The following is a 16795-nucleotide window of genomic DNA, read 5'->3' on the forward strand; positions in this document are numbered from 1 at the left end:
CTGAGTTAGTGCATATCGTTGGCACAAAGTGCGTCAAAAGCGATCAGCGGCTGTTTATCATCAACGCCGTCCAAATCGTAAGGCAGAATGCAGCGTTGGTGGTCGCCATCGCCCCATTTAATCGTGAGTTTTCCCTGTCGTTCATCGGCCCGCAGATAAGCCTGGCTGGCCTGTCCTACCATACCCAACACGATATTTTCTCGGTTATAGACGTTGGCTCCCATCGGAACGATGCTGTTATCCGGACGCTTGATGGTAATGAGTAACGGATAACCGTTTAGGGTACGGAAAGTGACTTTAACCGCGGAACCGGCATAAGGTGCAATGCGGCGTTCGCCGTCCTGTAACTCGGTATTGAAATCCATTCCCTGCGGATCCAGGGAAATGGTGTTGTAGCGATAAGGGGTTAAAGTAGGCACCAAGGCGTAGCCGAAACGATCGATACTGGCACCTTGCCCGTACATCACTTTGGCGCCTTCGGCGCCTTTGGCTTCCACTAACGCAAAGGTTTCGCTGAGATAGGGGCCTAAGGTGACGCCACCGCCGTGAACGGCGACAGCCCCGCGCGCGCTACCAGAAGCCTGCCAGTAACCGGTGCTGAGAGAGGCGCTGCCGCTCAGACTGGTGACCGGCAGCCGTTTTTGCAGGCTGCCGCTCCAAGTGTTTTCTTTATTGCTTTGGCTGCGCGAGAAATCCAGGCTGTAACTGGCAGACTGATCTTCACCGGTGACGCCGGAAAGAGAGGTTTGATAGTTGGTACCGCTGCTATTGCTGTGAATAGCGCCGATGGAAACATAAGGTGCGCGCGGGCTGCTTCCCAGAGGGAATGACAGAGACAGCTGTGCCAGCGTTTCTTTTCCGGCGGGTGTTTGTAAGCCGCTTTCGATCGGCATACCGGTTACCGGATCTTCAAAATTGCTGCTGCTGGACGAGCCGCCGGTCGTCTGGCGTGAAACGGAGAGATTCACATTGACCTGATTCCACAGCAGCGTGGCATAACCTAGCTGCAATTGGTTATCCCGACTGCGGCCATCGCGGTAATCCTGTGACGAGGCGGTGAAATACAGTGAACCGTAGTCCTGCAAACTCTGATTCATCGACATTTCAACCCGCGACCGCTGTTGGTAGCTACCGGACTGCCAGGTTTCACCGTGACTGACTGCCCGAACACCAATGACATCTCCTAAATCACGATAGCCTTCGGTGGAATAACGATAACCTGCCAGAGAGAACGTGGTGCCCGTCGGCTGAAAAGTGCGGCTAAAGGAGGCGCGCATCATCCAGCCGTCCTGATGTTCATCATTAGGCAACTGCGCGCTGGAGTAAGTGGTGTCGAAGCCCAGAGCACCAATATAGTGAGTGAACACGCCACCGAGCATAACGCCTTGATAACCAGAGGCTAAACGCAGGCCTCCGTTGGCGGTTAGGGCGTTATTGATACCGTACTGATAGGTTAGCTCGCTAAATGTTTCGCCGTTCCCAACATCGCGTATCTGGCCGCTGGAAAAGCTGTAGCGGGAATAACCGGGGCGCAGGGATTCTGGTACCGAAGAAAAAGGTACACGAAAACTGCTGGTGGAGCCGTCGGCTTCGGTGATGATGATCGTTAAATCGCCACCAAAGTTGGTAGCTGAAAGATCGGTTATTTCGAATTGTCCCGCAGACACGGCAGTTTGATAAATAGGACGATCATTCTGATAAACCGTTACGTTGGCATTGGTTTTAGCGATGCCTCGCACTACCGGCGCATAGCCGCGAAGGGAATCGGGCAGCATTCGGTCGTCGGTTGCCATGGTCATGCCTCTAAAACCCAGACTGGAAAAAAACTGGCCGGACGTAAATCCCTCACCCAACGTAATTTCGCTGCGCAGGCTTGGCAATGCGCGTTGAGCGTAAACCCGCGTAGTCGTCCAGTTTCCACCGCGGTTATTGTCATAGCGAAAGGAACCCTGTTGGCGTAAACGCCACAGGCCGGCGTTTACGCCGTTAGTTAGCCCAAGGTAAGTGGAATCGGTATTCTGCGTGACGCCGTTGCGGTTGTAAGCTACGTGATATTGGTTCAGATTATAATTACTGAAGCCTATGCTATCGCCGATGCTGAGGTTTTTCGGATCGACATAGCCCCGAGGCACCTGCTTCACAAAACTTTGTGGTACGCCTAGATCGAAGCGTAATAAAGAATAATCAAAATGCTGAGTGTTGCCCGGCAGTAACATTGCTAGAGGCTGACAATCCGCCTGTTTATTGGCATCTGCCAGCGCTTTATCTGCTATTCCCGCCTGAGCCAATTGATCGAGAGAAAAACAGGCCTGAACCCCGGTCGTTTGCTGCGTGAATTTCAGATCTATTCTGTCGATAAAATGATTATTCATATAGAGGTCGACTTGATAGATGCCGATCTCAAGATTATTTGCTTTATTAAATCTGGCGAGTGAACCTTCGCCTAATGGGGAGCCACGTAATAAGGCTTCTTCAAAAACGTATTCATCTCTATTGCCATCATTAGGCACTGAGGCAAAGGCGGAGTGCATTATCAGCAACCCCGGCCCCAGCGTATAAGACAACCAAGAGATTAATTTCACTTTCTATACCCACTGACTTCTTGATTAAACATAAACCAGTTACAAGCGATAAATGGTTGAGATATTCGCTCCGTAGTCGTTCACTAACGTAAGGGTAAGTTGCTGACCTTTAATCGCTTTTATTCCCTCTGGAATCGTCAGAGTGGACGAGGATTTTGGGGATACCATCTCACTGCTGGCGAAAGAAACGATTTTATTATTCACCGTCATCTGCGCGTCTCGTAAGCTAATGAAATATCCGGTTGGGTTATTTATGGTTATTTTCTGTCCGGTATTGTCACTGAGGCTAACCTGGATTTTTTCATGCAGGTTATCGGTATTTTCATTAAGCGCCGTTGGTCGATAAAATACCTTCAGGCGATTTTTTACAATCAGCACTAATTTATTATTGACTTGGTTATCCGCTTTCATGGCGGGAATCTGTAGAAAGTTAAGATAGAAAACGGATTCGCGATCTTTGGGGAGATTACGTTCGATATAAGCTAGACGAACGACCTGACCGCTTTGTGGCTCCATGCGAAATATTTGCGGAGTCAGCAAAAAAGGAACGTCGTCTTTCGTTGGTGATGACTGGTTATTGCCGTCATCCATCCAGATTTGCACCAAATTCGGATTATCATCTTTGTTGCTGAGCTGTAATATTTTTTCCCGTGTGCCTTCCGGATAAACCACCCGCGTACCTGTCATTACAACGCTTGCCTGCGTTGTAAAAGAAACAATGCTGGCCAAGGCCAGCAAGATGCAGGCAATGATGTTTTTAGTGCATATCGTCATTGGTATCTCATATTCTTGGCATGTTTAATTAATTAGCCTGAACTGGTAGGCCAGCATCACTGGGATTATCAGGGGTAAGTAATGGCGTATTGTGCCGAAGCCATAACGCTACCGGCGACGGCATTTCCGCTTTCTGAAATATATTGTACGGAGAGGTCTTGAGAGGCCGAGGTTGAGCCTGTTGCTAGCGTAATTCCCGGAACCTCAACGGGACCGGAGGTTAAAATGACTGGGCGATCGGATGGGTCCAATAGTTGGATTGCTACAAACTGAGCGGTACCGGTGTTACCCAAATTGCCGGCTGGCGTGACGTTCATTCCCTGGAATACCGAACTGATTTTGGTTTCTTTACTGGCGACATTGCAGCCAGTCAGATTGATGGTGAAATTGGTTTTACCGGCGACGCTATTGGGGCCGGAAAGACTGGCGGAAGCGACGGTGGGCAGTAATACAATCGGCGTATTTGCCGAGCCATTTATATCGACCTGACAGGTTTGTTCTGCCACCTCACCCTGAAACTTAATGGTGTTATTGGACGTGGCAGCCAATGTAACACCGGGCAGGGTGAATAGCAGGGCCATCAGTAACGTTTTATTCATTCTGATCTCACTTACTTTATATGATTTAAGGACACAGACTTGTTCGGGGGGGATGGCAAGATCTGCGAGACACGGACGATGGCGATGTCAAAGACCGTGGTTAATCAGCGCGTAGTGTAGGTGGGATGACCTGCAAGCAGAATGAGAGGCGTCTTTGATTTCTATAGGAAACGTCCTACAAACTTTGTAGGACAAAGGCTACTAGAGCTAAATAGTCTATTTTTTAGCGGGTTAGGTATTAATAAAAAGGCGATTGGCGCTAGGCTTCATTTTGTTATAGAGAAGCGTCATAGAGAGTCGGCAGAATTAAACGGGGAAAGCGCCCTCTTTCGGTGGCGGCGTTGTTATCAGTCGCGGGAACTGGCCATTTGCCCGTATTACCGGGCAATGGCTTCATCAATTTGCTCATTGGCTTGTATCAATAACGCCTGCCATATTGGCCAGTGTTCGGTTATTGCGTGATGATTCCGACAGGATAACAAATCCTCAAACCGAATACAGCTTGCGACCAAATCCTCTGCTGAGACAAATTGAACGCCGCCTTTTATGCGATGTATCAGGCTGGCAATTTCCTTGTAATCTTTTTCCCGTTCGAGGGGGTTGTCGCTTAGCTGAGTCATAATGTGCTGGAGGCGCGCCAAATCCAGCTGATTACTGCTCAATAACGAGGCCAATAGCTCTTTTTCCACGCCAGCGTTGCCACCGGAAAGCAGGCGGAGTTTATTGTGCGTCGCGGGCGTATCTTTATCCGCCTGCATCAACTCAGTCGGGGCTTGGGCGGTGACAAAACCTTGCTGTGCCAAAATCATACGCAGGGAATCCAGCGTGACGGGCTTAATGAGACAGGTATTCATTCCGGCTTTTTGACACTGCAACACGCTCTCTTCACGAGCATCTGCGGTACAGCCAATCACAATAATATGACGTAACCGCTCATCGTTACGAATGCGATAAGTCAGCTCAAAACCATTCATTACTGGCATATTGTAATCGGTAATGACCAGGTCAAACGTTTGTTCCTGCAGCAGCGCCCATGCTTTCGCACCATTATTGGCGGTGACTACTTGCTTCAGACCGATGAACGCCAGTTGCTGGCGTAATACTTTACGATTTACCTCCATGTCGTCCACCACCAAAATATTCAAGTGGCTGACCTGTTGTTGCATAGCGGGAAGTCTCGGCGGATTATCGGTTGCCGCCGGTGTCAGTTCAGCCAGCGGCAGAGGCAGCGTGATAAACAGGCTGGTTCCTTTGTTCAACTCACTTTCCATAGAAATATCGCCACCCATCTTCATCACCAGTTGACGACAAATCCACAGGCCTAAACCGGAGCCGCCAAAACGAGGCGATCCTCCCTCATTGGCCTGACTGAATGGCTGGAACAGTGAAGCCTGCGCCGTATCGGAAATACCGATTCCAGTATCCGTAATATCTATGCTCATTATTCCATGGTGAGGGGAGGTGGTTTCCCAGGTCACATCAATAGAAACGCCGCCTTGCTCGGTAAATTTGAGGGCGTTGCCCAGCAAATTGCCGACAACCTGTTTTACCCGCAGCATATCTACCAATAATAATGGGGGCATTTGATCGTCAATCCAGCTGGAGAAGCGTAACTGGCGCTCATTGGCGATAGGCTGATAAATTTGTAACAACCGTTCGAATTCAGTGCGAAAATCGGTCGCAACCGGATGTACGCTAAGTTGTCCTGCTTCGATTTTTGCCGAGTCGATAATGTCATCTAACAGGCGAAGCAGCGATTGAGCAGAATTAGACACGGTTTTTAACGTTTCTTTTTGTACCGGCTGCTGACCACGAATTTCCAGTTCCAGTAGTCCTAAAATGGCGTACATCGGCGTGCGTAGCTCATGGCTAATGGTTGCCAGAAAGGTACTTTTGGCTCGGTTGGCGCTCTCAGCCTCTAGTCTGGCGGCTTCCAACTGGCGTTCGAAGTTTTTACGCTGGCTAATATCCAGCCAGCCGCCTAATAGCCCTTTCTCGGCGCTATTTAATGGGATAATCCACAGGAATATATCCCGCCGCTCGCCGCCAATTTCGATTGAAATATCCAGCATTTGCGGCTGCATATCCTGCAATACCTGTTGGCATAAAGCATCAATTTGTCGATCCAGCGGGGTAATTAACGGCCAGTCGGCATTGTCGCCATTTTGATTCAGCAGATTTTTAAGCTCATCTTCACGATCGGCGGCAAAATAACGGTTGTAGGTCGCCAACTGCCCATCGGCGGTGCGGATAAACACGGCGAACGGCAGGGCATTAATGATCGACTCCTGCTGTAATAATCGCGTATGTAGCTGGCTAGCTTGACGACGTTTATTAAAGACCAAGTACCCAAGGTATAAACCGCATAATAACAGCACCGCAGAGCTAATTTTAAGTAACAGCATCAGCCATTGGCTTTCTATAGAATGATCTGCGGCATACACAGGTTTGGGTTTATAAACGCTCCATTCGCTAATAATGCTATCCAGATCCTCCGGTGCAATGGAATCCAACACTTTATCGATAATCGCTTTTAACTCTGGCAAATCCGGCTGGATAGCAAAAGCCATACCCAGCGGTTCTTCACTCGCAACTGCAACGATTTTAATATTGGGTTTAAAATCCTGCGAAGCAATAAAGTTGGCGGTCATCATATTTTTCAAAATAGCGTCAACTTTGCCTTGCTGTAACCAGCGCACCAGCGTCATGGTATCCGGCGCTTCGATAAAATTAATTTTCTGATTTAAGAATGGGTTAGAAATAATGTTGCTAGAGACGCTGCCAGCCTGTAACCCCACGCGTTTACCGGCCAGATCGGCGACATTATTAATGTCCGTTCGGTCTTCACGCACTAATATTCCCCATAATGACTGGGAAAAGGGCGTGCTAAATAGCGCATCGCCATAAAGGCCATCGCGAACTGCCACGCCGGGCAGTATATCTATTTTCCCAGAGCGGAAATCTTGCAGCCCTTCACCGGTATTAGTGATAAAAATCGGTTCGAATGTAAGACCGGTACGGCGGGCGATCAAATTAATGAGATCGACAGAGAGTCCTGCCATTTTTCCAGTACGATGATCGCGGAATATAATGGGAGCCAGATCGAGCGGAGCCAGATAAGTCACAATCGGATGGCTATGAATCCAGTCTATTTCCTGCTCGGTGAGCAGCATTTTGGCGTCGATATTGTAGTGATGTCGACTGCCAAACCAGCGCTGTTGAATATCGCCGGTTGCTCGGCTGGGCAGCAACTCCAGCACTAAATTGAGATCGTCTATCAGCTTTTGATTACTGGCTTTTGCCAGAAAGGAATAAGGCGCCGGATGATAGGGCGCGAAGTTGCGGATTTGTAATGTCAGCAGCTGTAACTGATCGATTAGGTAGTTGGCTGAGGTTGCGTTAGCGACAAAAACATCGGCGTTACCATAGGCCACCGCCAACAATCCTTGTAGTTGGTTGGGATAGGCGATGATGTTATCGTCATGATAATTAAATAAAAATTCTGGTGATAGCGGTTCATTATTCACAATCGCTACGGTTTCAGGATGGCGGCGTTGGGTTGGGTCCCAATCTTTGCTGCGTACTTCGACGTGACGGTTAGTGAAGAAAGCGTGGGAGGCAATTAGCCCCGGCTGCGCCAGCATCGGTGTTCCCGCCATTAAGTCAATCTGACCGCTTTCTAACGCATTGAGCACTAAACCGTAATCGCAATATCCGATCATCTGGAATGATAACTGACTGGAATCACTGATTACTTTTAGATAGTCGGCTACGATACCTTCGATTGAATTATCATCGCGATTCACCACGAAAGGGGTATTGGCATCGATCACCACGCCCACTCTCAGGGTGCGACGGCTGGATTGACGAGTATCGATTTCTGGCGTGAGCAGTAAGTCATCGCTGTAATTCTTGGCGATGCTATGTAATGTTAGCGGTTGGCCGGTATCACACCCCAGCCGGCTATTTATCGGTGCGGCCAGCGCAGGCGCGACAAGTATAAATAGCAGGCAAAACAGCCAGGCAGATGGCAGGCTACACCAAGTTGTGGGTATGCGCATAGTCAGCCAGCTCAATCACCGAGGATAGCCCCAGCTTGGTTAAAATGCGGGTTTTGTAGGTGCTGACCGTTTTATTACTAATAAACATCTCATCGGCGATCTGTTTATTGGACAATCCATTGACCAGATAACGTAAAACGTTAATTTCCCGTTCAGACAACATGCGCGCGCGGTTGACCGAATCATGGCTGGAAGGTTGCCCTGCGAGCTGGCTTAAGGCCTCGGATGGGAAGAACGAATAGCCCCGTAAGACGTTTTGAGCGGCGAAGAGTATTTCGCTAATATCTTTGTTTTTGCTGATAAAACCGTTAGCGCCAGCTTGCAGTGCGCGCACTGCAAAAACCTGTTCGTTTTTGGCGGACAGGAACAAAGACTTGCCGCTGAATCCACGTTGTTGCAGTTTTTTCAACAAAGAGAAACCGTCGAAGTTAGGTAATTCGATATCAATAATCACTAAATCAACAGGTTGGGTATTTAATATTGCCAGCGCTTCATTACCGTCGGCGGATTCGTAAATCGCTGAGAATTCATTGTCCTGCGATAATAAGGCGCGGATAGCGACGCGAATTGCGGGATGATCATCGATTATCATTACAGACTTCATAAATACTCTCCAAAAAACGTTATTTTAAGGATATATCAAGCATAGCATGCTGAATTTCCTGGCTGACAGAGACACGAATAGTAAGATAAAAGAGACCACAATTAATGACTACCAATCCGCAATCAAACAGATTCTAATCACTGCTAACATATTATCAAGAAAAGAATTTTTTGATTACAATCCGTTATTGTTTCAGCACGATAGCCAGCTTCTGACCTAACGAAAAATGAATGTATTCGGCGTTGGGATTTATCTTAGCTTAATCATAATGCTAGATTTTAAATTGGGAGGAATATATAAACTTATTGAGAATGAATACTATTATTCAGCGATTGCGATGCGTTTAAATTTTTCCTTCGGGTTTCGTGTAAACGTAAATAAACCGCACAAAAAGATCCTAATCTAAAACGCATAAGCAAAAAACCCGACTAAGTTTCCTTAATCGGGCTTCTCTAATATGGCTCCTCTGACTGGACTCGAACCAGTGACATACGGATTAACAGTCCGCCGTTCTACCGACTGAACTACAGAGGAATCGTGTGAACGGGGCGAATAATAGCGGGGTGAGAGGGGGATGTCAAAGGGGAATACGTTAATTTCATTCGTTTGCTCATAGAATGCGCAACTTATTGAGATTTTGTCATTTTTCGCACAATAACCCACCATTTTTTCATATCATATGGGTTGCAATCCCTTTGCAATCTCCGTTAAGGCTGGCCATAGCGTATGGCCAGCGAGCAAATAAGCTTTATTGGTCGGTTAAAACGAACATGCCGTAGGGATGAATTTGTAGGAAATAACTGTCCCCCGGTGCGGGTTGTAGTTGAGTGGCGTTAACCTGTAGCAGCAGTGATTGCCCCTGCCAGTCCACCAGCACTTCGTACTGCGGCCCCATGTAAGCCACTTTATTGATAATACAGCGCTGGCTCGGCTCCCCTTGCTGGCTCAGCGTAATGGCTTCCGGGCGAACGCCGACGGTAGTTTGCTGAATACCGGTAGCAAAATCGTGAGGACGCGGAATGTGATAACCAAAGATTTCCACGCTGTCGCTATTGATTCGCGCGGGGAATACGTTAGCGTCTCCCATAAAGCTGGCCATGAAGTGAGACGCTGGGTGACGATATAGCGTCTGTGGCGCGCCAATTTGCATGATTTTGCCTTTATTCATCACCAATACGGTGTCTGAAACGGCAAAGGCTTCGCTTTGATCGTGAGTCACATACAGTGAAGTGATATTAAACTGCTGCTGTAATTCACGAATTTTATCGCGCATGCTGCGGCGCAGGTTGGCATCCAGATTACTGAGCGGCTCGTCGAATAACAGCACCTTGGGTTTTAGGATCAAAGCACGAGCCAGGGCTACACGCTGTTGCTGGCCGCCAGAAATCTGATCGACATAACGATCGGCAAAACCTTCCAGATCCACCAGCGCCAGCGCTTCTTTCACCCGATCGTTAATTTCAGCCTTTGGACGACCAAGCATTTTCAGGCCGTAACCAATGTTTTCCCCTAAAGACATATGGGGGAACAGGGCGTAGGACTGGAAAACCATACAAATATCCCGTTGCTGGATGGAACGGTCCGTCACATCCTCACCGTCAATAAAAATTTGTCCGTCGCTGGGTTTCTCCAATCCTGCCACCAGCCGCAGTACCGTAGTTTTCCCGCAGCCGGAAGGTCCTAATAGAGTGACCATTTCCCCTTTGGGTATTGCCAGATTCAAGCCATCGATCACCGTATTGTTGGCAAAGCGTTTAGCGACGTTCTTGAGCTCGACAAAATGTTCTTTGTTTTCAGTGGGTTTTTTATCATCAGACATAATATTCAGCCTTGTCAGTACGCCATTATTCAGCGGTGCTGGCTTTGGAGCGGGCAACCCGCGCTTCGCCAACCAGATAATCAAACAGGAAGATGATGGCCAGCATCACCACAATCAGGATTGAGCCATAGGCAATGGCAATGCCGTATTCTCCGTCTTCCACTCGATTCAGAATGTAAGACGTCGCCACGCGCGTGTCTGGTGTGACTAAGAACACAATGGCGCTAACGGTCGTCATGGCGCGGACAAAGCTGTAAATCAATGCGGAGAGGATCGCCGGGCGCAGCAGCGGCAGCAGAATGTACATAACGGTGCGCAGAGAACCGGCGCGCAGGCTGAGAGAGGCTTCATCCAGCGATTTATCCAACTGACCTAATCCTGCAATACCGGCGCGAATACCCACCGGAACGTTACGCATCACCATTGAGATAATCACGATAGCGGCGGTGCCGGTCAGGTAAACCGGCGCACTGTTAAACGCCAGAATATAGGAAACCCCAGCCACGGTGCCCGGAACGGCGAAGCACAGCATGGTACTGAATTCGATGGTTTTTTTACCGCGAAAGTTCTGGCGCACCACAATATAGGCGATCAGTAGCCCCAGCGCCGCGGTAATAGGCGCGGCGATACCGGCGTACAGTAGGGTGTCTAGCAGGGAAGGCCATGCACCGTCGCTGAAGCCCTGACCGAATAGCTGAGTAAAGTTATTCAGCGTCAGAGTGTAATCCACGCCCCAGTTGACGGTGAAACTGCCGTAGAAAATGCTGCCGTACAGCAAGATGTTAAAGGCGATCCAAACATACAGCATCGCCGTGGTCCCCCACACTAGCGTCACTGGCAGCGGTTGTACGTCTCCGCGAGAGGATTTACCGGAAATAGTGACGTAGGAACGTTTGCCTATCCACATATATTGAATGCAGAAAATAAACAGCGAGAACATCAGTAACACCACGCCAAGCGTGGAGGCGGCCGGATAATCAAGCTGCGCGCCGGTAATATAGAAATAAATTTGCGTGGCCAGCACGTCAAAGTTGCCGCCTAACACCAGCGGGTTACTGAAATCAGCCAGAGATTGCACGATGACGATCAGAAATGAGTTGGCTAATGCCGGTTTTAATAGCGGTAAAAACACCTGCATAAACGTCTGCCAACGGCTGGCGCGCAGAGTGTAAGAAGCTTCTTCCAACGAGGGATGAATCGTTTTGATCGCACCGTCAAGAATCATAAAGGACATCGGCGTGAAGGCCAGCACCTGCGCCAGCCAAATACCGGTAAAACCGTACAGCCAGTTGGTATTGGTTAGCCCGAACCCGGTCACCATCAGTTCGGTGACATAGCCGGAACGCCCCATCATTAGCGTAACGCCTAGCCCAACGACAAAAGGCGGCGTGACGATAGGTAAAATGGAGAATATTCGCCCTAATAATGCGGAACGCTTGGCAATTCGGGTGGTATATATTGCCAGAACCATACCAAAAAAGGTGCAGCCGATACCGACGGCAACGGAGAGCACGAATGAATTCCAGATGACTTGCAGAATATGTGCTTGACCCAAAATGGTCATAAACTGCCACGGAGCAAAGGCGCCGCCGTCATCGGTAAACATAGGAATAAAAATGGCGATGCTGGGATACAGAATAAAGACTGTAATCAGTGCAATCACCGTCACCAACGAACCTAATACAAACCGGTCGCCTCCCAACCATTCCAATCGCGCCAGCGCCAGCGTAATAATGGCTCCCAGTGCGATAAACAGCCCGATCGTGGCGAAACCTAATCCGCGTTCAAGCCAGGTGGCGCTGATTACCACGAACAGAGCACAAAACAGGGCGTAACCGGCGTCAAATAGATGGCGATTCCGTCGTTCCCGACCGGCGGGATTTTGCGGACGAATCAATAGAACCAGTGGCAGAGCAAACCATAGCTGGCTGATATTCAAACCAGACCAACCGTAAGCGGCCAGAAGTTCGCTGCGGCTGGATTCCAACAGACCGTAATCCAGACTGAATGCGGGTAATAAAGCAAAAGCAGCTACGGCAACGGCCAGCCAATAGAAAATAGCATCCCGTGTCTGCGGTGGCCGCAGAGCATAAGCGTGTGACATGGTGTTCCCTCGGTGTTGGCAACCTGAGAGCGCGGCAGGTAAAAACGCCCTCAGGTATTTCAATAACAACCCAAAAAATGACGGAAGGTCGGTGGGTTATTTACCCATCTTGACCTCGCTGACCCACTTGGAGATCAGTTTTTTACGCATGTCGGAAGCCCCGTAGGTATCCATGTCGTAATTAATGAGTTTCAGGTCGTCCAGCTTCAGGGAGTTCGGGGAGGTGGCGGCGGTGGTGTTGGTCAGAATCTGGTAAGACTGGCCTTTCTGCCACGCGAGTTCCTGCGCTTCTTTAGATAACACCCAGTCGACGAACAGTTTGGCGTTATCCAAGTTGCGCGCACCTTTCAGGATACTGACGCCGCCGATTTCATAGCCGGAACCTTCGCAAGGGGAAATTAATTTCAGCGGAGCGCCTTTTTCTTTCTCCAACGAATAATCATGTAGGAAACCAATGCCGATGGTGGTTTCGCCGCGAGCCGCGTTACGTGCCGGAGCAATACCGGATTTGGTGTACTGAGAGACGTTGGCATTCAGCTGTTTTAGGTAATCAAACGCCGCCTGTTCTCCCCACAGTTGTGAGAACGTTGCCAACGCGGTATACGCGGTGCCAGAGCTTTGCGGGTCGGCAATCTGTATTTCGCCTTTATAGATTGGATTAGTCAGATCTTTCCAGCATTTTGGCTCAGGTAACCCCTTTTCTTTCAGTCGGTCGGTATTGACGCCTAAACCGAGAATGCCGATGTAAACCGCGGAGGAATAATTGCCTTTGCGTTTAGCCGGATCGCGAAACTGCGGCATGATCTGTTCCAGATTGGCGGATTTGTACGGATACAGTAGATCCATTTCTCCTGCTTGAGATTGGGGATCTAACGTGCCGCCGTACCAGACGTCAGCCTGCGGATTCTTTTTCTCTGCGTCGACTTTAGCTAACGTGCTGCCGGAACCATTGCGGATAAAGCTGGTTTTTACGTCATATTTTGCGCCAAAGGCTTTGGCTTCTTCTTCACACATGGCGTTGGTTGCGCTGCAATAAATCACCAAACGGCCTTCGGCTTTTGCCATACCAGAGAGCGCGGTCAGCGCCAGTCCTGCGGCGACCAAGGCGGAGATCTGAGTCATTTTCATAACGGGTCCTTTTAAGTGCCAATAGTCATTCGTTCTTTGCGGAACGCGCAGCCAAGGCACCGATGTTGTAGGGTAAGGTGTATTTGACGTACTGTTTTATTTGTTTTTCTTACTACTTTGCGGCAAGCGAAATGCTTACCAATCCACCGTCCCTGACAGATTATTCTTTCTGTCTGGCCGTCGGCTCAAAGCTGAGTCGGCTCAGACCGGCCATCAGCAGCGGCATTAACAGTAATCCCACGCAGGCTGAGGCTAAGGTCAGTAAGGCAAAAAAGCCTGACCAACCATAATGTTGCAGAACTTGCGCCAGCGGCCATCCTGCCAGCGCGGCGCCCAGATAGGCGAAAAGTCCGAGAAATCCGGTCACGGTGCCGGCAGCATCTTTATGGGTATATTCGGTGGCCGCCAGACCAATCAACATTTGTGGACCAAAGACAAAAAAGCCGATGCTGAAAAAACTGACCGAAAGCAGAGCGTAGTGATGTACCGGTGCCAGCCACAGTGCGGTCATGGTGAAAAATAACCCGAGTGCGAACAGCAAAATCATCGGTGCCCGCTGGCCGCGAAACAGTAAGTCTGAGCCCCAACCGGCAAACAGCGCTCCAAATAATCCGCCCAGTTCAAACAGTGACAGTGTGGCGTTGGCGCTAAGTAAATTGGCTCCGTGGCTTTCCGCTAGCCAGATATTTCCCCAATCATTCAGGGCGATCCGAATCAAATACACCAGCACGTAGGAAACACCCAGCAGCCAAATAGTTCGGTTGCGTAAAATGGCATGGCGGAAAATTCGCCCCATTGGCATCGGCGGACTTTGTTGTTCCTGCCATTGATCCAGCGGATCGCGCCGCCACTGGCCAACGCTGGGTAATCCCTGTTGCTGGGGTTTGTCGCATAATTGCCAGCACAACCATAATCCCAGCAAAATACCTATTACGCCCGGTACCAACAGCGCCGCCTGCCAGCCGTACTGCGAGGCGAGAAATCCCGAGAGCAAAGGCACTGCCGCGCCGCCGATGCTAATGGAGGTATTCCAGCAACCCCACCAGGTTCCCCGTTCGTTTCGGGAATACCAAGAGGTTAGTAATTTGGCGCAGGGCGGCCAGCCCCATCCCTGAAAGAAGCCGTTTAGCGTCCACACTATTAACAGCGCAGGCAGCGAGTGGCACAGGGTAAAGATAATGTTGAGTACCCCAGTCATCATCAGGCCTATACCCATAATCCAGCGCGCTTGAGTGCGGTCGCTGACGATGCCGGAAACAAACTTCGAGCCGCCGTAAGCCAGATAAAATAGCGTTCCCATCAGACCGATATCGCCTTTATCCAGCCCCAACTCCAATTGCATCACCGGCATAGCGTAATTAACGCTTTTCCTCGTCAGATAAAATGCCGCGTAGCCCAACACCATGGCTGCCATTAACCGTGGTCGCCAATAGCGATAACGGGCATTGATTTGCTCTGGCGACAACGGCTCTAACGTTAACGGCGTTGTGGGCATGATGTTCTCCGGTTGATGAAAACGAGTGTAGGGAAAGGCAAATGAAAGCGGATGAGACTAGGTTGTAGAGAGCTAGGAGTAATGCTTAGTTATGGCGAAGTTTGATCGGAATTTGTGGGCAGGTTAACAATTATGCGTGTTCCTAGGCGGCGCTGTAGGTTCCAGTCGCCGCCCAACGCTCGAACTCTCTCCTCGATGCCGCGCAGCCCAAAGCCGCCCTGTGGCTGAGCAGGGATGCCCATACCGTCATCGCGCACGTCCAGCGTAATCACGTTATTTACCTGCCGTAGATAAACCTGAATATTTTTAGCCTTCGCGTGCTTATTGATGTTATTGAGCAATTCCTGCACCAATCGATACAACGTAAAAATCACCGCATCTTCGGCGTGAGACGTATCTAACTGATAATCCAGTTGGAAATTGATCCCCTGTTGCCGAAAGGCAAATTCTTCCGCTAAATGGTGTAAAGCCTGATCTAACGGCATTTCGTCCAATACCGGCGGCCTCAGCTGACGCAGCAGTTGGCGAGTAGTTTGGTGAATACGTTGTGACAGGGTGCTGATTTGATCCGCAGCTATTTGTGCCGCCGGCGTTGGTGAACTGCGATTGACCAGCATGGCCTGAATCTGAATGGCGGTAATATTCTGGCCGATTTCATCGTGCAGCTCGCGGGCAATCTCTTTCCTGACATCCTCTTCGGTATGCACCAGCCGTTCCATCAGTTCGCGTCGGGTTTTTAGCTCCTGCTCTAACTGGTTACGGTAGCGGTGCAGCCGTTGAGCCAGCTGTTGCTGGCGGCTAATGGCGATACCCAAGGTCATACCCAGTAAGGCTTGCGTCGATAGAAATAGCTCCAATTCGCGCAAATCGTGAAATGCACCGCTGGCCTGACGAGTCAGGGTAATCATCAGGCTGCCCAATACCGCCGCCAGAACGCCTCCCTGCCAGCCAAATTTGTAAGCCATAAACACGTTAGGCAGAAAAACAAAAATCAGCAGCAGGCGCTCCATATTGGGCGCTATAGAGATTTGTACGCAGATGCCGATGGCAAAAATTAGCGAGCACCAGATTAGCAGTGAGGTGCGTAGAGGGGGATCGGGCATTTGCTGGGTGAATAAATTTCGCCAGTGCTGTTGTTTCAAATATTCATAAATCAGATAAGTAAAGGGAACCAGCAGAATCCCGCCGGTGAAACTCGCCAGCAGGCTATCGGTTAGCGGCAGTGGTAACGCAGGGCCGAGGACCAAACCCTGCAGCAGGCTATTGGCGGTCACGGCCATTAATAGCAGCAGTAAGCGTTGCCAGTACAGAGTGTAATGATGCCAAAAGCGCTGGCTGAGCCAGGCAGGTAATAAACTCAGCCAGACCGAGGTGAAAATCAGGCCACCAATATGAAGTTGGATCTGATTTAACCACAGCAATAGCAAAGATTCGGTAAGCAGCAACACGGGCCAGAAACGGCGCGGTAGCAAGATAAGTAGAGCTAAACGCAACCCTTGCGGCAGCAGTAAAGTGGCGTGCAGGCTCTCATCGCTCAGGTAAAAGCTGATGGTCCAGAGAGCCAGCCAACTGAGGGCGAAGGATATCGCTAAGAATAGCGAAACCCCCAGTGAGCGGAGCCGTAGCATG

General features: G+C 49.7%; 10 protein-coding genes and 1 tRNA gene. All 11 read right to left on the reverse strand.

Features of this window, described 5'->3' with window-relative positions; genetic code table 11:
* Nucleotides 1-5 precede the first annotated feature (5 nt).
* The 11 genes from AD970_RS04525 to AD970_RS04580 all read right to left on the reverse strand — a co-directional run bounded on the left by AD970_RS04525 (nucleotide 6) and on the right by AD970_RS04580 (nucleotide 16794).
* Complete coding sequence (locus AD970_RS04525) at nucleotides 6-2582, reverse strand: fimbria/pilus outer membrane usher protein (protein ID WP_049597131.1); 2577 nt, start codon at nucleotides 2580-2582, stop codon at nucleotides 6-8.
* A gap of 39 nt (nucleotides 2583-2621) precedes the next feature.
* Nucleotides 2622-3356 carry a fimbrial biogenesis chaperone gene (locus tag AD970_RS04530; protein WP_049597132.1) on the reverse strand — a complete coding sequence of 245 codons (735 nt, stop codon included), beginning with the start codon at nucleotides 3354-3356 and terminating at the stop codon, nucleotides 2622-2624.
* A 68-nt stretch (nucleotides 3357-3424) separates the two neighbouring features.
* The gene (locus AD970_RS04535) at nucleotides 3425-3955 is read right to left on the reverse strand and encodes a fimbrial protein (protein WP_049597133.1); all 531 of its coding nucleotides are present in this window, start codon (nucleotides 3953-3955) and stop codon (nucleotides 3425-3427) included.
* Nucleotides 3956-4332: 377 nt separating this feature from the next.
* Nucleotides 4333-8016, reverse strand: coding sequence for an ATP-binding protein (locus AD970_RS04540; RefSeq protein ID WP_084728113.1), 3684 nt, complete (start codon nucleotides 8014-8016; stop codon nucleotides 4333-4335).
* Nucleotides 7991-8620 carry a response regulator gene (locus tag AD970_RS04545; protein WP_072080593.1) on the reverse strand — a complete coding sequence of 210 codons (630 nt, stop codon included), beginning with the start codon at nucleotides 8618-8620 and terminating at the stop codon, nucleotides 7991-7993. Before AD970_RS04545 ends, AD970_RS04540 begins: the two co-directional genes overlap by 26 nt.
* A gap of 458 nt (nucleotides 8621-9078) precedes the next feature.
* Nucleotides 9079-9154, reverse strand: a tRNA-Asn gene (locus AD970_RS04555).
* Nucleotides 9155-9368: 214 nt separating this feature from the next.
* Nucleotides 9369-10439: a ferric ABC transporter ATP-binding protein gene (gene fbpC / locus AD970_RS04560; RefSeq protein ID WP_049597135.1), complete on the reverse strand. Its 1071-nt coding sequence runs from the start codon at nucleotides 10437-10439 to the stop codon at nucleotides 9369-9371.
* A 25-nt stretch (nucleotides 10440-10464) separates the two neighbouring features.
* Entirely contained in the window at nucleotides 10465-12543 is a 2079-nt protein-coding gene (locus AD970_RS04565; RefSeq protein WP_049597136.1) for an ABC transporter permease, read from the reverse strand.
* 96 nt (nucleotides 12544-12639) lie between these two features.
* Nucleotides 12640-13671, reverse strand: coding sequence for an ABC transporter substrate-binding protein (locus AD970_RS04570; RefSeq protein WP_049597137.1), 1032 nt, complete (start codon nucleotides 13669-13671; stop codon nucleotides 12640-12642).
* A gap of 160 nt (nucleotides 13672-13831) precedes the next feature.
* Nucleotides 13832-15166, reverse strand: a complete 1335-nt coding sequence (uhpC, locus tag AD970_RS04575; protein WP_049597138.1) for an MFS transporter family glucose-6-phosphate receptor UhpC — start codon at nucleotides 15164-15166, stop codon at nucleotides 13832-13834.
* 89 nt (nucleotides 15167-15255) lie between these two features.
* Nucleotides 15256-16794 carry an MASE1 domain-containing sensor histidine kinase gene (locus tag AD970_RS04580; protein WP_049597139.1) on the reverse strand — a complete coding sequence of 513 codons (1539 nt, stop codon included), beginning with the start codon at nucleotides 16792-16794 and terminating at the stop codon, nucleotides 15256-15258.
* Between the last annotated feature and the right edge of the window lies 1 nt (nucleotide 16795).

Origin of the sequence: Yersinia nurmii, assembly GCF_001112925.1 — a bacterium.
Classification (GTDB): Bacteria; Pseudomonadota; Gammaproteobacteria; order Enterobacterales; family Enterobacteriaceae; genus Yersinia; species Yersinia nurmii.

Coding starts and splice junctions, on each gene's coding strand:
- AD970_RS04530 (WP_049597132.1), bottom strand. CDS start 3,356: ATGACGATATGCACTAAAAACATCATTGCCTGCATCTTGCTGGCCTTG.
- AD970_RS04535 (WP_049597133.1), bottom strand. CDS start 3,955: ATGAATAAAACGTTACTGATGGCCCTGCTATTCACCCTGCCCGGTGTT.
- AD970_RS04540 (WP_084728113.1), bottom strand. CDS start 8,016: ATGCGCATACCCACAACTTGGTGTAGCCTGCCATCTGCCTGGCTGTTT.
- AD970_RS04545 (WP_072080593.1), bottom strand. CDS start 8,620: ATGAAGTCTGTAATGATAATCGATGATCATCCCGCAATTCGCGTCGCT.
- fbpC (WP_049597135.1), bottom strand. CDS start 10,439: ATGTCTGATGATAAAAAACCCACTGAAAACAAAGAACATTTTGTCGAG.
- AD970_RS04565 (WP_049597136.1), bottom strand. CDS start 12,543: ATGTCACACGCTTATGCTCTGCGGCCACCGCAGACACGGGATGCTATT.
- AD970_RS04570 (WP_049597137.1), bottom strand. CDS start 13,671: ATGAAAATGACTCAGATCTCCGCCTTGGTCGCCGCAGGACTGGCGCTG.
- uhpC (WP_049597138.1), bottom strand. CDS start 15,166: ATGCCCACAACGCCGTTAACGTTAGAGCCGTTGTCGCCAGAGCAAATC.
- AD970_RS04580 (WP_049597139.1), bottom strand. CDS start 16,794: ATGCTACGGCTCCGCTCACTGGGGGTTTCGCTATTCTTAGCGATATCC.